Origin of the sequence: Brevibacterium spongiae, assembly GCF_026168515.1 — a bacterium.
In the GTDB taxonomy this organism is placed as follows: Bacteria; Actinomycetota; Actinomycetes; order Actinomycetales; family Brevibacteriaceae; genus Brevibacterium; species Brevibacterium spongiae.
In genome coordinates this window covers 2,116,248-2,135,062 of the sequence record NZ_CP093443.1, presented here as the reverse complement: position 1 = coordinate 2,135,062, position 18,815 = coordinate 2,116,248, and the positions used below count along the sequence as shown (strand labels likewise).

Sequence of the window (18,815 nt, the reverse complement as noted above, 5' to 3'; positions counted from 1 at the left end):
GAACACCAGTTCGATAATGGATGTCATGTCAGCAGCACCAGTCGTCGAACAGCTCAGCCGGGAGATGGGGATCTCCACGGCCACGGCTCTGTTCGACCGGATCGCACCTCATCCGGTCGATCCGGTGCTCTCTCCGCTGTTCCGCCATGGTGGGCTGCCGCGGGGTGAGCTCGTCACCGTCACCGGTGAGCTGTCTCTGAGCTGTGCCCTGGCGACGACCGCTGCGGCAACGCGCGAACAGAAATGGTGTGCCGGCATCGGGCTCGGCGAACCTGCGGTGTCCTCGATCGCCGACCTCGGTGTCGACCTCGACCATTTCGTCAACCTGGCCACTCCCGGCGAGGACTGGCTGCGTGTGGTCTCGATCCTCATCGAATCCTTCGACATCATCCTCGTCGATCCCGGATTCGCTCCCAGCGCCTCGGAGCGGGCTCGACTCCTGGCCAAGGTCAGAGAACGGCGAATGAGCCTCATCAGCCTCCGGCCCCTGTCCGGCAGCACGGAGCAGATCGAGATCACAGACACACAGTGGTCCGGTGCCGATCGCGGTCGCGGTCGCCTGCAGTCCTGCCTTGTTCGGGCTCGCTCACAGACAGGCATCCACCGCTTCCTGCTGCCGGGGCCGAGCGGCACCCCCGCCGCAGCTCCCGCTCTCACCGGCGTCCCCGCGGGGACGCAGGCCGCACCTGCGCCGGCTCCCGAGCCGGCGGCGAGCGCAGAGCCGACGAATACGGGGCCGAAGAACGCAGAGTCGACGAAAACGGAGTCGGTCGAGGACGATCCTCGTTGGAAGACGATCACACATCTGCGGCAGGTGATCAGCCATGCCGGCTGAGGTGAGGACACCAGATGAGGCGAGGGCACCGGCTGAGGTTCGGCGCACTCTCGTCCTCACCGTCCCCGACTGGCCTGCGGTAGCCGCTGCAGCCGAACACCAAATCGGCCCGGGTCGCCCGGTCGCCGTCCTCCACGGAGGCAAGGTCATCGCCGCCAACGCCCCGGCCCGCTCGGCCGGAGTCGCCGTGGGAAACAACAAGCGAGCCGTCGGGTTCCGCTGCCCGGAAGCTCGGGTCGTGGTCTGGGACGAAGACGTGGACAATCGCCACTTCAGCGCCGGAGTCGGAGCTCTCGAGGACCTCGTCGCCCGGTTCACCCTGCTCAGCCCGGGCACACTGGCGATCCCGCTCGATTCGCTCAAGCACGGCTACCGTGACGAAGCCGCAGCTGTCGAAGCCTTGGTCTCCGCGCTTGTGGCCGAGACCGGGTGGGAGTTCTTCCCCGGCATCGCCGACACGGTGTTCGCCGCGGTCCTCGCCGCCGGACAGACTCGCAGAGTCGCTCCCGGTGAGACCGTCGACTTCCTGGCCGCCCAACCGATCACCACCTTGGAATACGCCGGACCCGAGGCGACCGGGCTGATCGAGGTCTTCTGGCAGCTGGGGCTGCACAGCCTCGGTGACCTGGCTCGACTCGAGGCCAAGGACGTGAACGCACGCTTCGGGACCTTCGGACGGCATGTGCATGATCTGGCCTCCGGCAAGGAAGGCACACTGCCGGCCGATCATGTCCGCGGAGAGGAGCCCGCGGTCGAGCTCGGCCTGGACACCCCGACGACCCGCAGCGACACCCTCGGGTTCCTGGCACGCCAGCTCGGTGCCGAACTGCTGGCCAAGGTGCGCAGGCAGGGGCTGATCTGCACTCAGATCACGATCGAACTCGACGCCGCAGGCGGAAAGTCCTCGACCCGGACCTGGCGGATCGAAGACATGCAGGAGAATACGATCGCGGATCGACTGCGCTGGCAGGCAGAAGGCTGGTTGGCCGGTTCCGGTCGGTCGGCAGCGTCTTCGCCCCGCAGTGGTGCCTCGGTCCGGGGACGACACCGGAACGACGGTGAGTCTGCAGGCGCCGACGATCCGCAGAGCCTCGATGCCATCGATGACCCGGCCCCCGACGTCGAGGACTTCTCCGAGGACGGCATCATCGCGCTGCGCCTCATCGCAGCGGAGCTGACCACTCCGATCGGTGCCACACGGAGCCTGTTCGAAGAGAACACCGGCCAGATCAGCCATACGCTCGAACGTCTGCAGGGACTGTTCGGCCCCGACTCCGTCCTGGTTCCCGGGATCCAGGGCGGTTGGGATCCTGCCGAGACGAATCTGTGGACCCCGTGGCAGCAGAAGGCTGTGCCCGAACGCAGCCCCACCGCGCCCTGGCCGGGTGCCCTGCATGCTCCCAGGCCGACGACCGTCGAGCATTCGGCCGTCGACGTGCTCGCCGCCGACGGGACCCCGGTGGAAGCACGACCCTCGGGGCTGGGAGCGGCACCGACGACGATCAGGTTCCCCACCGGACGGACCGAGACCATCACCGACTACTCCGGCTCCTGGCCCATCGAATCCGGATGGTGGGACCCCGAACGCGCGGTCTACCGGACCCGGCTGCAGGTGGTCACCGATACCGGTCGTGCCCTGCTGCTGAGCAAGGAGCACGGCCAGTGGTATCTCACCGGACGCTACCGCTGACCATTGATCACTGCTGCCCACCGGCTACCGCTGACCACTGACCGCAGCTGACCACCGACCGCACCTGAGAGGAGGAGAACCTGATGGGATTCTCGAACCCGCGCACACCCTGGTCGAAGCTCGCCCGCCGGCTCGAAGGCAAAGGCGAGGTCGACAGACCGGCTGTCGACAAACATGCCGACGGCTCCGACGCGCCGGCGTTCTCCCGCCCCGACCGCTACCAGGTCTCCGTCGGACCCGGCGGCTCGGACGGACCAGGCCGCTATCAGGCCCCCGCGACCGACGGAATCGGACAGGAACCGGGTCACGGACCGACGCTGCTGCGGACGACCGTGGAGTGGGCGGAGCTGCATGTGCATTCCCAATTCAGCTTCCTCGACGGGGCGTCCGAACCCGAAGAGCTCGTGACCGCCGGTGCCGCAGCCGGACTGACCTCTCTGGCGCTGACCGACCACAACGGTCTCTACGGTGCGGTCCGCTTCGCCCATGCCGCCGCCGAGGCGGGACTTCCCACCGTGTTCGGCTCCGAACTGTCCATCGGGTTGGCTGAGAAGATCCCCGGCCAGACCGATCCCGATGCCACACACCTGCTCGTCCTCGCCCGCAGCGTCGACGGCTACCACGAACTCTCCCAAGCCATCACCGAGGCGAACCTGCGCGGGGAGAAGAACCGCCCCGTCTTCGACATCGCAGAGCTGGCGGCGATGGACGGGGACTGGATGATCCTCACCGGCTGCCGCAAGGGACCGCTGCGACGAGCCCTGGGCGATGATGACGGAGGGCTCGGTGCGCTGCGCGAACTCATCGCGCTCTTCGGCACCGACCGAGTCGCCGTCGAACTCAGCCGGGACGGAACCCCGGATGATGACGAGAGGCTGCGCCACCTCGGCGATCTGGCGAAGCGTACGCATCTGCCGATCGTGGCCAGCAACGCCGTCCACTTCGCCACCCGCGCCGGATGGAAGTCCGCGCAGGTGAGAGCCTCGGTGCGTGCTCGGCTCTCCCTCGACGAGCTGACCGGATGGCTGCCGGCGACGGCGAGCGCCCGCATCCACACCGGCGAGGAGATGGCCGCAAGGTTCCCGCGTGAGGCCTTGGAGAACGCGGTGCGGATCGGGAGGGAATGCTCCTTCGTCCTGTCCTCGGCCCGCCCCGATCTGCCGAAGGCGCCGATGCCCGATGACAGCGATGGGGAGGCCTATCTGCGCGGTCTCGTCGCCGAACGCGGCCGGCACCGCTACGGGACCAGAGCCGAGAACCCGAGAGCGTGGGAGCAGCTGGATCGGGAGATGGACATGATCGCGCAGCTGGGCTTCTGCGGATACTTCCTCATCGTCTTCGACATCACCGAGTTCTGCCGTCATATGGGGATCTTCTGCCAGGGGCGGGGCTCGGCGGCGAACTCCGCAGTCTGCTTCGTGCTCGGCATCACCGCCGTCGATGCGGTCAAACACGGGCTGCTCTTCGACCGGTTCCTGTCCCCGGACCGCAAGGGGTACCCGGATATCGACATCGACATCGAATCGGGCCGCCGCGAAGAGGTCATCCAATACGTCTACGACCATTTCGGCCGGGACCGGGCCGCCCAGGTCGCCAATGTCATCACCTACCGGGCGAAATCGGCGATCCGGGATGCGGCCTTCAGCCTAGGCTACGCGCCCGGACAGCAGGATGCGTTCTCGAAGGCGAGCAACCGGTGGTCGAGCCTGCCCGATGCCGCCGATTCGCCGGTGCCCGCCCCGGTGCTCCGGATCGCCGGGGATCTGCTCGGCTCACCCCGGCACTTGGGCATCCACTCCGGCGGCATGATCCTAGCCGACCGCGCCATCGGCGAAGTGGTGCCGATCGAGAAGGCCACAATGGGCCACCGCACCGTGGTGCAGTGGGACAAAGACGACTGCGCGGCGATGGAACTGGTGAAGTTCGACCTGCTCGGCCTCGGCATGCTCACCGCCCTGCACGAGATGGTCGGTCTCGTCCACCGCCACACCGGTGTCCTCATCGACCGGGCAGAGATCGACGACACGGATGAAGCCGTCTACGAGATGCTCTGCCGCGCCGATGCCGTCGGAGTCTTCCAGGTCGAATCCCGCGCTCAGCTGGCGACCCTGCCCCGCCTGCGACCCGAGACGTTCTACGACCTGGCCGTGCAGGTCGCACTCATCCGGCCGGGACCGATCCAGGGCGGATCCGTCCACCCCTACATCCGCAGAAGGCAGGGCCTCGATACTGTCGAATACCTCCACCCGCTGCTCGAGAAGTCCTTGTCGAAGACCTGCGGGGTGCCGCTGTTCCAAGAGCAGCTGATGCAGATGGCCATCGACGTCGGCGGGTTCACCGGAGCCGATGCCGACCGTCTGCGACAGGCCATGGGCTCACGCCGATCGGAGAAGCGGATGGCCGAACTGGCAGAGAAGTTCCGTGCAGGTGCCCGTGAGCGCGGAGTCGACGACGATACCGCCGAGGCGATCTTCGCGACCATCGCCGCATTCGCGAACTACGGGTTCCCCGAATCGCACGCCATCAGCTTCGCGAACCTCGTCTATCAGTCCGCCTGGTTCAAATACCACCACCACGCGGCCTTCACCGCGGGACTGCTGCGCAGCCAGCCGATGGGCTTCTACTCCCCGCAGTCGCTCATCGCCGATGCCCGCCGGCACGGGGTGAAGATCCTGCCCGTCGACATCCGCTATTCGCAGGCCGCGACCGACCTCGAACGGGTCGGAGCCGAGGAAACGACCACCTCGGCGGGGGACGGCGGGGAAGGTGCAACCACCTCGGCGGGGGATGGGGAGGGAACGACCGCCTCGGTGGGGGACGGGGAAGCGACGACCGCCTCGGCGGGGGAGCTGGGGATCCGTCTGGGACTGGACACGGTCGCGCATGTCGGCACCTTCGCCGAGGTGATCGTGAGCGAACGCGAATCCGCGGCCTTCACCTCGGTGGCGGATCTGGCCGAACGCACGGGAATCGGCAAACAGGCCTTGGAATCCCTGGCCACGGCCGGGGCTCTGGCCGGATTCGACCTCGACCGGCGGCAGGCCCTGTGGCTGGCCGGGGGAGTCGCCGGAGCCCATCCGGGGCTGCTGCCGGGGACGGCGAGCGTGGACTCGGCGCCGACCCTGCCGGCCATGGACGCCTTCGACGTCACCCTGGCCGAGCTCTTCTCCACCGGGATCACCGTCGACGGCTACCCCACGCAGATGATGCGCGAGCAGCTGACCGCACGCGGATACTCCTCGACCGCGGACGCGGCGCGCGCTGCGGACGGGACCCGGATGACGGTGGCCGCGATCGTCACCCACCGGCAGCGCCCGGCCACCGCCTCGGGGATCACCTTCATCAACCTCGAGGACGAATTCGGGATGCTCAATGTCGTCGCCACGGCCGGGCTGATGAAGCGCTTCCGCACGGTCGCGACCTCCCGCAACGCCCTCGTCGTCACCGGGCTCATCCAGCGCGGGGGAGACGTCGTGAGCCTCTACGCGCACAAACTCATCCCGCTCGAGGTGCAGCTGCCGACGAAGGCGCGCAACTTCCGCTGACCCTGCACGCCGACTCTGCACCTCCGACAGACGACAGACGACTGACTGCACGTCAGTATGCGACCGACCGGGCCGTGTGACGATCTGCCACGTTCGTCGGTGACGGATCGCCGCGTGAGCATATGACGGTCCGTCACGTCCGGGTGTGACGAAAGATGACACACGATGACACCAACATGACACACAGGCGGGCGGACGGCGGCGAAGTCGATGACAGTAGACACATCACATCGACCTCAACCAGCGACACCACCGACGCACTCACAGAGGAGAGACACCATGACCCAGGCATTCGAAACCCGCCAGATCCATGCGGGACAGGTTCCCGATCCGAACACCGGATCGCGCGCCCTGCCCATCCACCAGACCACCTCGTTCGTGTTCAACGACGTCGATCACGCTGCGGCGCGCTTCGCTCTCACCGACGTCGGCCCCGTCTACAGCCGTCTGACCAACCCGACGAACGAGGTCGTCGAGAACCGCATCGCCGACCTCGAAGGCGGCGTCCACGCCGTCCTCACCGCCTCGGGCCAGTCTGCGGCCTTCCTCGCGATCACGAACGTCGCCGGAGCCGGCGACCACATCGTGGCAAGCTCCAGCCTCTACGGCGGAACCGTCAACCTCTTCGACGTCACCCTGCGCAAGCTCGGCATCGAAACCACCTTCGTCGATGTCGATGACCACGAAGCGTGGAAGAACGCGATCCAGGACAACACCAAGCTCCTCTTCGGTGAGGTCGTGTCGAACCCGCGCTCGGACATCCTCGACATCACAGCGATCGCTGACATCGCCCACGGAGCCGGCGTCCCGCTGTTCGTCGACAACACGCTGGCCAGCCCGTACCTCGTGCGTCCCATCGAATTCGGCGCCGACGTCGTCCTCCACTCGGCCACGAAGTACCTCGGCGGACACGGCAACTCCGTCGCCGGCGTCCTCGTCGACAGCGGCAACTTCGACTATGGCGCACAGCCGGAGAAGTTCCCCGGCTTCAACGAACCCGATGCCTCCTACAACGGACTCGTCTATGCTCGTGACCTCGGTGCCGACGGACCCTTCGGCGCGAACGTGTCCTTCGGACTCAAGGCCCGTGTCCAGGGTCTGCGCGACCTCGGGCCTTCGCTCAGCCCGACGAACGCATTCCTGCTGGCCCAGGGCATCGAGACCCTGAGCCTGCGCATCGAACGTCACGTGGAGAACGCGAACAAGGTCGCCGACTACCTCGAGGCTCATGACCAGGTGGACTCTGTCGCCTACGCCGGACTCGAGTCGAGCCCATGGAACCATCTGGCCAAGAAGTACCTGCCCAATGGTGTGGGTTCGGTGCTCGCCTTCGACATCGCCGGCGGATACGACGCGGCCGTGGCCTTCGTCGACGCCCTCGAGCTGCACTCGCTGGTGGCGAACATCGGCGACGTCCGCTCACTCGTCATCCACCCCGCCTCGACGACGCACGCGCAGCTCGACGAAGCCGCTCAGAAGGCGGCCGGAGTCAACCCCGCACTCGTGCGCCTGTCCGTGGGCATCGAAGGCATCGACGACATCATCGGCGACCTCGACAAGGGCTTCGCGGCTGCAGCGGCGAAGGCAGCGACCGCGGCCTGAGATGACCACCCAGAGCACCTCCGTCGAGCGGATCCTGGGCTTCGGCACGGATTCGGGGCACACGTTCGGAACAGTCGAGATCGCCTATGAGACCTTCGGCTCCCTCAACGCCGACCGGTCCAATGCGATTCTCATCGAACATGCCCTGACCGGCGACACCCGCGTCACCGAATGGTGGGAGGGTGTCGTCGGTCCCGGCGAGGCCGTGGACACCGACGAATACTTCGTGGTGTGCGCGAATTCGCTCGGCGGGTGTTCGGGAACGACCGGTCCCCAGTCGATCTACGACGACGGACTGGCCTACGGGTCCCGGTTCCCCCAGGTCTCGATCCGAGACATGGCCCGGCTGGAACACAATCTCGCCCAGATCCTCGGCATCGACTCCTGGGCCGCCGTCATCGGCGGCTCGATGGGCGGTGCACGGGCACTCGAGTTCGCTCTGCTGGACAATCGGAAGGTGCGCAAATGTGCCATCATCGCCGCACCGGCATTCTGCGAAGCCGACCAGATCGCGTGGGCGATGATGCAGGAGCGGGCGATCGAGCTCGATCCCGACTACTATTCCGGGGACTATTCGGCCGTCGGACGCTTTCCGCAGCAGGGTCTGAGCCTGGCCCGGCAGATCGCGCACCTGACCTACCGCAACGATGCCGATCTCAACGAGCGCTTCTCCCGCCGCCTGCGGTCGGAGAACTACTACGAAGTCAGCTCCTACCTCGATCACCAGGCGAAGAAGCTCACCGCCCGGTTCGATCCGCAGAGTTACCTCGTGCTCACCCGCGCCCTGCGCGACCACGATGTGCGCCACGGCCGATCCCGTGACCTTGCGACAGCACTGGCCGACGCCTGCACGGACAACCTCGTCATCTCCGTGTCCTCGGACCGACTGTTCCCGCCCGAACAGGTGAGCATCCTCGCCGAGGCGCTGCCGGGCAAGGTCAGCCACGAGGTCATCGGCTCCGCCGTCGGCCACGACGGCTTCCTCACCGAGACCGAGAAGATCTCAGCGGCACTCGCGAACTTCCTCGCAGCCTGACACGACCACAGACACCAGCAGAGCCCCTGCAGACCGTTCGCTGCGGGGGCTCTGCTGTATCCGTTTGCTGTACTTCTTCCGCTGGGCCAGTCCGACCCTGCCCGGCTGAGCCTGCCCGGCTGAGCCTGCCCGGCTGAGCCTGCCCGGCTGAGCCTGCCCGGCTGAGCCTGCCCGGCTGAGCCGGAGTGACCCGGCCGCCCGGACAGTCCGGCTGAGACTCGGTGTCAGTGACTACTTCGCGGCCTGCTTGGCCTTCTTCGCGGCCTTGCGCAGCTGCTTCTCGTCGACGGGGAAGTCCTCACGAGCCCGGGCCCGGCGGTAGTAGTCAGCGGCCTCGGCCTGACGCTCCGCCTCCACCCCGGAGGCGATCGTCGCACGACGGTGGATGTCGTCGTAGCCGAACGCTTCGACGAGGTCGAGGGCATTGGCTGCGAGCTTCTGGCACAGGCGGCCCATCGTCTCGTTGATCTGGCGGGCACGGGACATCGGCAGCCGACCGTACATGAGATGCCAGGCCATGTGCTTTTCGATGAGTCCCAGACCGTAGGTGTCGCGCAGACGGCGGAAGACCTTCGCCTGAGCGGGATCGGACTGCTCCTTCAGCTTCTCGTCCAGGGCCTTCCACTTCTCGAGCTCGACATAGGCGCGCGCCATCTCGATGAGCTCGTGCTGGTGGACGTTGAACAGTGCGGCAGCCTTGTCGGCAGGCATCTTCGTCGCCGGGCGCAGGGCCTGCGCGACACCGGCGACCATGACCTCGAGGCGGGTCTCGAGCAGGGTGCGCTGCAGTCGACCCGAACGGATCCGCTTATCCCCGAGGTTCGGTGTGAACGCATCGGAGATCGCGCGACCCGCATTGGCCAGTCCCGTCCGGTAGAGCGTGTGTTCGGCGGCCTGAGTGCCGATGAAGCGGGCCGCACCGCCGACGTCGAGGTTCGCGAATTCCTTCGCATAGTCGCCGAGGAGGCGCTTGGCCACCAGCTGCAGCAGCACAGTGTTATCGCCTTCGAAGGTGACGTAGACGTCGAGGTCGGCACGCAGCCCCACGAGGCGGTTCTCGGCCATGAAGCCGGCACCGCCGCAGGCCTCGCGCGATTCCTGGATGACGTCGAGGGCCATCCATGTCGAGTCCGCCTTGAACGCGGCGGCCCGGGTCTCGAGCAGAGCACGGTTCTCCTCGGAGTCATCGGCTCCGGAGAAGACCTCTTCGAACGAGGTGAGCAGCTTCTCATGGGCGAACGACGAAGCGTAGACGGCGGCCAGGGCCGGCATCAGCCGACGCTGGTGCTGTCCGTAGTCCAGCAGCGTCGTCTCGACGAAGTCATCGCCGGCGGTGAACTGCTTGCGTTCGAGGCCGTAGCGCACAGCGATGTCGAGCGCGATCTTGGATGCGACGATCGAAGCACCGTCGAGGGACACACGGCCCTGGACGAGGGTGCCGAGCATTGTGAAGAAGCGACGTCCCGGCGACTCGATGGGGGAGGAGTAGACACCCTCGGCAGTCACATCGCCGTAGCGGTTGAGCAGGTTCTTCCGTGGGATCCGCACCGAGTCGAAGACGATGCGGCCGTTGTCGACTCCCTTGAGTCCGCCCTTGTAGCCGTCGTCCTCGATTGAGATGCCCGGCAGCGGCTGCCCGGCGTCGTCGCGGACGGGGACGAAGAAGGCGTGCACTCCGTGATTGACGCCCTGCGTGACGAGCTGAGCGAAGACGACTGCGGCACGCGCGTCACGGGCGGCATTGCCGATGAATTCCTTCGTCGCGGCCCGGAACGGAGTGTGGACGACGAACTCTTCGGTCGCAGCATCGTAGGTGGCGGTCGTGGCGACATTGGCGACATCGGAGCCGTGGCCGATCTCGGTCATCGCGAAGGAACCCAGCAGCTTGCCGGCCTGCGCATCGAGGAGCCACTTCTCATGCTGTTGGGCATCACCGAGGTGGAGGATCGCTCCGCCGAAGAGTCCGAACTGGACACCGGCCTTGATCTGCAGGCTGGGGTTTGCCGTGACCGTCTCCTCGAAACCGGCGACATTGGTGGCGTGCTCGTTCTTTCCGCCCATCTCCGGGGGCAGTCCCGTCATCGGCAGCCCGGTCTCGGCCATCTTGGCGACACCCTCGAGCGTCTTCGACCGTGCGGTCTCGAGATCGTCGGCCGGATCATCGTGGGTCGTCTGATCCTCTGCCAGGGTGCGACCGCGGCGGCGGGCCTCGGCCCACTGCCCGTCGAGCACGTCGTTGATGGCCTTCGGGTCAAGAGACAGCTTCATAGTTCTTCTCCTCGTTGTTCGGGCAGGGATGCCCAGAGCCAATCCGTGATGGTGGTGGTGAATTCTTCGGGACTGTCCGGGTTCGACAGCCAGGTTTCCGTCGCTGCGCGGACGAAGCCGATCGCGCCGGCCGACCACAGCCGGGCCCGTTCTCCGTCGATGCCGAGCCGTTCGGCCAAGAGTGTGGCGATCGAATTGAAGAAGCCGCCGGTCTCCTCAGGGGCGAATCGGTTCACCGCGGTGTCGCAGAACCGATAGATGTTCGGCGATTCGCCGGCGAGGTTGACGAAGGCCCGGATCATCGCGGCCAACGCCTCGTGACCGGTCGGCGAGTCGTCATCCCGCACCGAACCGTCCTCGCGCACCGAGGCGGCTGCCGCGTCATCGAGAGAGCGGACGATGAGGCCCATCGCCCATTCGCCCATCGCAGCCTGCAGACCCGCCCGGTCGGTGAAGTATCGGTAGAGCACGGATTTCGTGGTCCCCGAATATTCCGAGATCTGGTCCATCGAGAGTTCGTCGCCGTGTTCGTCGACGACGAGTCGGACCGCTCGCAGCAGTTCGCGACGACGTTCATCGCGGTGCTTCTGCCACCGCGTGGAACGACCGTCTGTGATCGATTTCATGGAACAGACGGTATCAGGTACTGTCGGTAACAGCTAAATCAACCATTCGGAGGTGCACATGTCCGCTCCCACCCAACGCGCCGTCATCCTCGGCGGCAACCGCATTCCCTTCGCGCGCTCGAACAAGCAGTACGCGAAGGCCACCAATCTCGATATGCTCACATCGGCCATCGACGGGCTCGTCGCCCGTTTCGGGCTGGCCGGCGAGAACATCGGAGAGGTCGCCGGTGGCGCCGTCCTCAAACATTCGAAGGACTTCAACCTCACCCGTGAGGCAGTTCTCGGATCCGCGCTGTCCCCGACGACCCCGGCCTTCGATCTCGGCCAGGCCTGCGCCACCGGGCTGGAGGCCGTGGTCAGCCTCAACAACAAGATCAACGCCGGCCAGATCGAATCGGGCATCGCCTCGGGCGTCGACTCGGCCTCGGACGCCCCGATCGTCGTCAACGATTCGATGCGCGAGATCCTGCTCGAACTCACCCGAGCGAAGACGATGGTGCAGAAGGCCAAGATCGCCTCGCAGATCCGTCCCGCCTACCTCGCCCCGCAGGCCCCGAGCACCGGTGAGCCGCGCACGGGTCTGAGCATGGGCGAACACCAGGCGATCACCACTGCGGAATGGGCCATCACCCGCCAGGCTCAGGACGAACTCGCCGTGGCCTCGCACCGCAACCTCGCCGCGGCCTGGGAGTCCGGATTCTTCGACGACCTCACCACCCCGTACCTGGGAGTCAGCCGCGACACGAACATGCGTGCCGACTCGTCGATGGAATCCCTGGCGAAGCTCAACCCGGTCTTCGGCAAGAAGCTGTCTGCCGAGGCGACGATGACTGCCGGCAACTCGACGCCGCTGACCGACGGAGCCTCTTCGGTGCTGCTGGGCAGCGAAGACTGGGCTGCCGAGCACGGCTTCACTCCGCTGGCGCGTCTCGTCGACGCCGAAGCCGCGGCGGTGGACTTCGTCGACGGAGCCGAGGGTCTGCTCATGGCTCCGGCCTATGCTGTGCCGCGTCTGCTGGCCCGCAATGGACTGACGTTCGATGACTTCGACGTCTTCGAGATCCACGAGGCCTTCGCCTCCACCGTGCTCTCCCACATGGCAGCCTGGGAGTCCGAGGAGTTCTGCAAGGAGAAGGCCGGACTCGACAAGGCACTGGGCACCATCGATCGGGACAAGCTCAACCCGCTGGGCTCGAGTCTCGCCGCCGGTCACCCCTTCGCGGCCACCGGCGGACGCATCGTCGCCAGCACCGCCAAGCACCTGAAGACCACCGGCAAGAAGCGTTCCCTGGTCTCGATCTGCGCCGCAGGCGGACAGGGACTGACCGCGATTGTGGAGGCAGTATGAAAGACACATATCTCTCCCTCGTCAACGGACCTCTGAAGCAGGTCGCGAAGACCCTCGGCCTGCCGCAGCCGGTCGAACTCAATCGGTTCGGCTCCACCCCGGCCAGCTACACCAACAGGCCGGTGCTGGTCCTCGGCACCGGAGCCGGCGCACAGAGCCTCGCCGACCTCCTGCTGGAGAACGGCCTCGAGGTGCGCCGGAACGCCCAGACCGGTGAGAAGGTGCGTGCGATCATCGCCGTCCTCGACGATGCGCAGTCGCCGGCGGCGCTCTCACCCGTCGTCCTCGAAGTCGGTGCGGCGCTGCGATCGCTGGCGACCTGCGGTCGCATGATCACGATCTCGACCGCACCGGATCCGACGAACCAGACACCGGAACAGGCCGCCACCACTCAGGGCATCACGGGCTTCACCCGTTCGGTCGCCCACGAGATGCGCGCGGGTGCCACCGCCAATGGGATCCTCCTCGACGGTGTCGATCTCACCGCACCCTCGGTGACCGCAGCACTGTGGTTCCTGCTCTCGGGCAAGTCCGCCTATGTGTCCGGGCAGTTCCTCACCGTGTCCTCCGCCGCCGGTGACCGCCTGAGCCTCAAGGACTTCATGTCCACGGGCGCCCAGGGACCACTGGCCGGACGCACCGCCGTCGTCACGGGTGCCGCCCGCGGCATCGGAGCGGCGATCGCCCGCAACCTCGCCCGAGACGGCGCCTCCGTCATCGGTGTCGACATGCCGCAGGCCGGTCAGCCCCTGGCGCAGGTGATGAATGAGATCGGCGGCAAGTCCGTCCAGCTCGACATCACCGCCGCAGACGCAGCGGACAAGATCGCCGAGGCGGTCGCAGCTCCCGTCGACATCCTCATCCACAATGCGGGCATCACCCGCGATAAGATGCTCGCGAACATGGATGCCGGCAAGTGGGACTCGGTCATCGCGGTCAACATCGCCGCGCAGACGATGATCAACGCCCATCTGGCCGATAAGGGCCTCTTCGCCGACGGAGCCCAGGTCGTGTCCCTGGCTTCGACCTCGGGCATCGCCGGAAACCGGGGGCAGACGAACTACGCCACCTCGAAGGCCGGTGTCATCGGACTCACGGCCGCCTCGGCGGACGACTTCGCCTCCCGCGGCGGAGCGATCAACGCCGTCGCCCCCGGCTTCATCGAAACGGACATGACCGCGAAGATGCCGACGCTGACCCGCCAGGTCGCCCGCCGACTCTCCAGCCTGCAGCAGGGCGGACAGCCGGTCGACGTCGCCGAGGCGATCAGCTTCCTCGCCTCGAGCGGAGCCCGCGGCATCAACGGTGAGACCCTGCGCGTCTGCGGACAGAACATGGTGGGTGCATGATGGCAGGATCGATGCTCCCCGTCTACGCCCGCGCACTGATCAAGACCCTGCCCGTGGGACCGCGGACCGGACCCGACCTGCCGCAGCGGTCGCTCGACCGCAGCATCCCGCTCGAGCCGGTCGCCTATTCCGGTTTCGCGCACGTCGTCGAGCAGAGGCTGGGCGATATCGTCCACCCCGGCTACCTGCACGTACTCGCGTTCCCCCTGTCCATGCAGCTGCTCTCGGACCCCGATGTGCCTCTGCCGATGCTGGGCATGGTCCACATCCACAACCGCGTGGACATGCTGTCGCCGGCCCGCCTCGGCGAGGTCGTCGACTTCCACGTCGAACTCGCAGGACCGTTCGAGCACGCGAAGGGCACGACGATCGAGGTGCAGGTCACCGCGCACGTCGAAGGACGTCCCGTGATGGACGAGGTCTCGACCTATCTCGCCAAGGGCAAGAAGCTGCCGGGTGTCCAGGCGCGAGCCCAGGTTCCGCACGCACAATTCGAGGCTCCGCGCCCGAGCGCGCTGTGGCGTCTGGATCCGATCATCGGGCAGCGCTACGCGCAGGTCTCCGGCGATTTCAATCCCATCCACCTCAACGGTCTGGCGGCGAAGGGCTTCGGCTTTCCGAGGCAGATCGCCCACGGCATGTACACGGCCTCTCGGGCACTGTCGGCGATGGATCCGCGACTGGAGTCCTACCGCTGGGACGTGTCCTTCGCGAAGCCGATCCTGCTGCCGGGCACAGCCGGTTATGCGCTGCTGGAAGGACGCCGTCACGAGGCCTCGCGGTCGGCGGTGTTCCACCCCAAATCGGGCAAACCGCACGTGCTCACGCAGGTGGCACACCTCGAAGGATGACCTGAAAAGTGGAGTGCGTCACAAATGCCGATTTCGATTTTGCGACGCCCTCTCGCGCATGTAGAGTTATCTCTGTTGCCAGCGCGAGTGGCGGAATTGGTAGACGCGCTAGCTTGAGGTGCTAGTGCCCAACTTATCGGGCGTGGGGGTTCAAGTCCCCCTTCGCGCACAACATGGAGATGGCCTCCGGATTTCGATCCGGGGGCCATCTTCGCATTCTGCAGTCGGAGTTTTCGCGGCATAGGGGCTTCCGGAGCTTCCGCGGGTTCAGAACTCATTCGCCGCGTCCTGATCACGAACACCACGTGTGAACTTCTGACCCGCTGATACACGCCCGTTTGTCTGTGAGCCGGGCTCGCGGGTGGGATACGGTGGGAGACAGCCGTACGATCACCGCGCAGAAGCGTGATCGGATCACCACCGACGGGAGTCCCTGTGTCTGATTTCAGCGCCGCCGAGGCGGAAGTCACCGAACTGTGCCGCCAGCTCATCCGCATCGACACTCAGAACTGGGGCGGCAACAAAGCCAACCCGGAGCTGCCTGCCGCGGAACTCATCGCCTCCTGGTTCGCCGAGGTGGACCTGAAGTCCGAGATCGTCGAATCCTCACCCGGCCGGGCCAATCTCGTCGCCCGCGTCGAGGGCACGGATCCGAGCGCGCCCGCGCTCGTCGTCCACGGTCACACCGACGTCGTGCCCGCGGCTGCCGAGGACTGGAGCGTCGATCCCTTCGAAGGCGTCATCAAGGACGGCCTGCTGTGGGGCAGGGGAGCGGTGGACATGAAGGATATGGACGCGATGATCATCGCCTCTGTCCGGGCGATGATGGCCCAGGGTCTGCGCCCGCGCCGCGACCTCATCATCGCCTTCTTCGCCGATGAGGAAGCCGGCGGCAACTACGGCGCCCGTCATATGGTGCGCAATCGCCCGGAGCTCTTCTCCGGTGCCACCGAGGCGATCTCCGAGGTCGGCGGCTACTCCGTCGACATCCGCGGTCAGCGCGTCTACCTCATCCAGACAGCCGAGAAGGGCCTGGCCTGGCTCAACCTCATCGCCCACGGCACCGCCGGGCACGGCTCCCAGCGCAATGACGACAACCCTGTCACCCGTTTGGCCGAGGCGATCTCGCGCATCGGCAACCATCCCTGGCCGCAGGACATCCCGCTGGCCACCCGGAAGCTGCTCGAGGGCGTCTCGGAGCTGACAGGCATCGAGTTCCGGTCGGAGACGATCCCGCAGCTGCTGGCCGAACTCGGCTCGGTCGAGAAATTCGTCGCCCCCACCCTGCAGAACACCTCGAACCCGTCCTTCCTCGACGCCGGCTACAAGCACAATGTCATTCCCGGCACGGCCACGGCCTACGTCGACTGCCGCACCCTGCCCGGCCAGCACGAAGACGTCATGCTCACGATCAAGGAGCTCGCAGGGGAGGGCATCGACATCTCCGCCGAGGACGAAGGTGAGGCACTCGAGGCCCCGTTCGACACTCCGCTCGTGGCGCAGATGAAGGCGAGCCTGCTGGCCGACGACCCGAGTGCGAAGGTGCTTCCGTACACGCTCTCCGGCGGAACGGACAACAAGTCGATGGCAGAGCTGGGCATCACCGGCTATGGTTTCGCACCGCTGCAGCTGACCGGCGACCTCGATTTCCCCGCGATGTTCCACGGCGTCGACGAGCGTGTGCCGATCTCCGCCCTCAAGTTCGGGACTCGCGTGCTCGGGGACTTCCTGATGAAGGCATGACGGTGACGACGATCCCGGCGAGCACACCGACGGCGCTGACAACCGTCGTGAGCGTGACCACCGACCCCGGGATCGGCAACAGCACATCGAGCAGGAGCGCGCCGAGAAGATTGCCGAAGAGCGCGAACAGGCTCAGCAGCAGCACCCCGAGGCGGGCCACCGTCACCGTCGTCAAGGCGATGAAGATGACCCCGAAGACCCCGCCCAGTATGATCCACCACTCATCCGGTGCGGTGGGAAGACCGGCCCACGGGACCCCTGCGACCAGCAGCACCGCGGTGCCGAGGACAAGGGCGGCGAAGCCGACGGTGAAGTTCACCGTCGTCGCGACGACCGCAGACCCGGTGGCGGCGCGGATGCGGCCGTTGAAAGCCTGCTGGACACTCGTCAATGCTCCGGAGGCGAACGGCAGCAGGGGAGCCCACAGCGGGATTCCCGTCTGCAGCCGCTGACCGGCGCCGAGCGCCAAAGACCCGAGCACGATGAGCACGCCGATCACACGGAGGACATCGAGTCGCCGGCGACCGCCGGGCGGCAGATCGGTGGAGTCGACGATGAGTCCACCGGTGACCTGCCCGGAGACGAAGGCCATCGTGAACATCGCCACGCCCATGAGCGGCACGGTCAGGGCCTGAGCGATGACGACGAGTCCGCCGCTCAGCCCACCGAGCATCACCCACCACGGCAGGGACCGCTGCCGCAGCAGTCCGAGCAGCCGCCATACGGCCCCGCGCGAGCGCGGCGAGACGATGAGGGCGGTGCCGACGACGAGGAGTCCGACGACGAATGAGACGAGTGCGGCGAAGACAGCATGGCCGAGCACCTGACCGAGCAGGCCGTTCGCGCGTCCCTGCAGGGACATCGCCGCTCCAGCGACGACCGTGATCAGCCCTGCGGAGAGGACGGGGAGGAGAGGCTGAGACCTCACACTCTCAGCTGCTCAGTGACAGCGGCATGATTTTGCGGCGCAGCCAGACGGTGCGGACTCCGCCGACGGAGATCCGAGTCCGGGCGAGCTCCCATTTGCCGTATTCCGCCTCGTCATTGAGCTCCTGCAGGCTCACCGAGCGCGGTACATCCTTGGAGAACGAGACCTTGCGGAACTCGTAGGTCATACGTGGACGCTGACGTTTCATAGGCCCACCCTAGACGATCTGGGCTAATCTGGATGGTATGCCCGTCATCGTTCTGCTGCGGCACGGCCTCTCCAGTGCCAATGTGTCCGGAATCCTGGCCGGACGAGCTCCCGGCGTGTCCCTGACCGATGCGGGAGCGTCAGCGCTCGAAGCGAACCTGGCGCTGCTGCCGAACCGGCGTTTCTCCCGTCTGCTGCATTCGCCGCTGCAGCGCTGTGCGGAGACGGCGGAGATCGCACAGCGGGCAGCGGAATTCGATTCTGTGTCCGCCGACGAGTCCGTCATCGAACTCGACTACGGCGACTGGACCGGGCGGACGCTGAAAGAACTTGCCGAAGAACCGCTGTGGGCCACGGTGCTGCGACGTGCATCGCAGGCCGAGTTCCCCGGAGGGGAATCCATCGCCGAGGCGGCCCGCCGATCCGTTGACCGCGTCCGTTCGCTTGTGGCCGAGCTCGGCGCGGAGGAGTCGAAGGAGTCACCGCGGTGGGCGATGGTCGTCTCTCACGGCGACATCATCAAGGCGATCATCGCCGATGCTCTGGGCATGCCCCTCGATGACTTCCAACGACTGAGTGTGGCCCCGGGCTCGTTCACCGTCATCGACTACTCGGGTGCGGTCCCCGTGCTCGCGGCGATGTCGGTGACCGCTGCCGGACTCGCCCAATCAGGTGCCGTCGGCGGGGGCGGAATCCGCTGACCCCGGCCTCCGCGCATGAAGGCCGAACTCAGAGGATTCGCTGAAGGCCGAGCTCAGCAGATTCGCTAAAGACCGAGCTCGGCTAC

14 protein-coding genes and 1 tRNA gene are annotated in these 18,815 nt (G+C 66.6%); 11 read left to right on the top strand and 4 right to left on the bottom strand.

What is annotated here, in order from left to right:
• Positions 1 to 25: 25 nt before the first annotated feature.
• The 5 genes from L1F31_RS09700 (at position 26) to metX (ending at position 8,708) form a co-directional block, all read left to right on the top strand.
• Complete coding sequence (locus tag L1F31_RS09700; RefSeq protein WP_265417101.1) at positions 26 to 835, top strand: porin; 810 nt, start codon at positions 26 to 28, stop codon at positions 833 to 835.
• A gap of 1 nt (position 836) precedes the next feature.
• Positions 837 to 2,525: a DNA polymerase Y family protein gene (locus L1F31_RS09695; RefSeq protein WP_265417100.1), complete on the top strand. Its 1,689-nt coding sequence runs from the start codon at positions 837 to 839 to the stop codon at positions 2,523 to 2,525.
• Positions 2,526 to 2,608: 83 nt separating this feature from the next.
• Positions 2,609 to 6,070: an error-prone DNA polymerase gene (locus tag L1F31_RS09690; RefSeq protein ID WP_265417099.1), complete on the top strand. Its 3,462-nt coding sequence runs from the start codon at positions 2,609 to 2,611 to the stop codon at positions 6,068 to 6,070.
• A gap of 279 nt (positions 6,071 to 6,349) precedes the next feature.
• Positions 6,350 to 7,672: an O-acetylhomoserine aminocarboxypropyltransferase/cysteine synthase family protein gene (locus L1F31_RS09685; protein ID WP_265417098.1), complete on the top strand. Its 1,323-nt coding sequence runs from the start codon at positions 6,350 to 6,352 to the stop codon at positions 7,670 to 7,672.
• A gap of 1 nt (position 7,673) precedes the next feature.
• A complete protein-coding gene (gene metX, locus L1F31_RS09680) occupies positions 7,674 to 8,708 on the top strand; it encodes a homoserine O-acetyltransferase MetX (protein ID WP_265417097.1) in 1,035 nt (344 codons plus the stop codon).
• Positions 8,709 to 8,939: 231 nt separating this feature from the next.
• Here the strand turns inward: metX and L1F31_RS09675 are convergent, their stop codons facing one another.
• Together L1F31_RS09675 and L1F31_RS09670 are read right to left on the bottom strand one after the other, a co-directional pair.
• Complete coding sequence (locus L1F31_RS09675; RefSeq protein ID WP_265417096.1) at positions 8,940 to 10,976, bottom strand: acyl-CoA dehydrogenase family protein; 2,037 nt, start codon at positions 10,974 to 10,976, stop codon at positions 8,940 to 8,942.
• Positions 10,973 to 11,602 (bottom strand): TetR/AcrR family transcriptional regulator, encoded by a 630-nt coding sequence (locus L1F31_RS09670; protein ID WP_265417095.1) that lies wholly within the window; start codon positions 11,600 to 11,602, stop codon positions 10,973 to 10,975. The genes L1F31_RS09675 and L1F31_RS09670 overlap by 4 nt, the downstream gene beginning before the upstream one ends.
• 58 nt (positions 11,603 to 11,660) lie before the next feature.
• Here L1F31_RS09670 and L1F31_RS09665 point away from each other — a divergent pair, with 58 nt between their 5' ends.
• The 5 genes from L1F31_RS09665 (at position 11,661) to L1F31_RS09645 (ending at position 16,893) form a co-directional block, all read left to right on the top strand.
• A complete protein-coding gene (locus L1F31_RS09665) occupies positions 11,661 to 12,950 on the top strand; it encodes an acetyl-CoA C-acetyltransferase (RefSeq protein ID WP_265417094.1) in 1,290 nt (429 codons plus the stop codon).
• Positions 12,947 to 14,299 (top strand): 3-oxoacyl-ACP reductase, encoded by a 1,353-nt coding sequence (locus L1F31_RS09660; protein WP_265417093.1) that lies wholly within the window; start codon positions 12,947 to 12,949, stop codon positions 14,297 to 14,299. Before L1F31_RS09665 ends, L1F31_RS09660 begins: the two co-directional genes overlap by 4 nt.
• Positions 14,296 to 15,150 carry a MaoC family dehydratase gene (locus tag L1F31_RS09655; protein WP_265417092.1) on the top strand — a complete coding sequence of 285 codons (855 nt, stop codon included), beginning with the start codon at positions 14,296 to 14,298 and terminating at the stop codon, positions 15,148 to 15,150. Before L1F31_RS09660 ends, L1F31_RS09655 begins: the two co-directional genes overlap by 4 nt.
• Positions 15,151 to 15,231: 81 nt before the next feature.
• Positions 15,232 to 15,319 (top strand) — tRNA-Leu (locus L1F31_RS09650).
• Between the two features lie 266 nt (positions 15,320 to 15,585).
• Entirely contained in the window at positions 15,586 to 16,893 is a 1,308-nt protein-coding gene (locus L1F31_RS09645) for a M20/M25/M40 family metallo-hydrolase (RefSeq protein WP_265417091.1), read from the top strand.
• On the opposite strand, the gene L1F31_RS09640 is transcribed toward L1F31_RS09645, so the two are convergent.
• Entirely contained in the window at positions 16,847 to 17,821 is a 975-nt protein-coding gene (locus tag L1F31_RS09640; protein WP_265417090.1) for a DMT family transporter, read from the bottom strand. The genes L1F31_RS09645 and L1F31_RS09640 overlap by 47 nt on opposite strands.
• A 4-nt stretch (positions 17,822 to 17,825) precedes the next feature.
• Positions 17,826 to 18,008, bottom strand: coding sequence for a DUF5703 family protein (locus tag L1F31_RS09635; protein ID WP_265417089.1), 183 nt, complete (start codon positions 18,006 to 18,008; stop codon positions 17,826 to 17,828).
• Between the two features lie 58 nt (positions 18,009 to 18,066).
• Between L1F31_RS09635 and L1F31_RS09630 the strand changes: the two genes are divergently transcribed.
• Positions 18,067 to 18,729 (top strand): histidine phosphatase family protein, encoded by a 663-nt coding sequence (locus L1F31_RS09630; protein WP_265417088.1) that lies wholly within the window; start codon positions 18,067 to 18,069, stop codon positions 18,727 to 18,729.
• Positions 18,730 to 18,815: the final 86 nt, after the last annotated feature.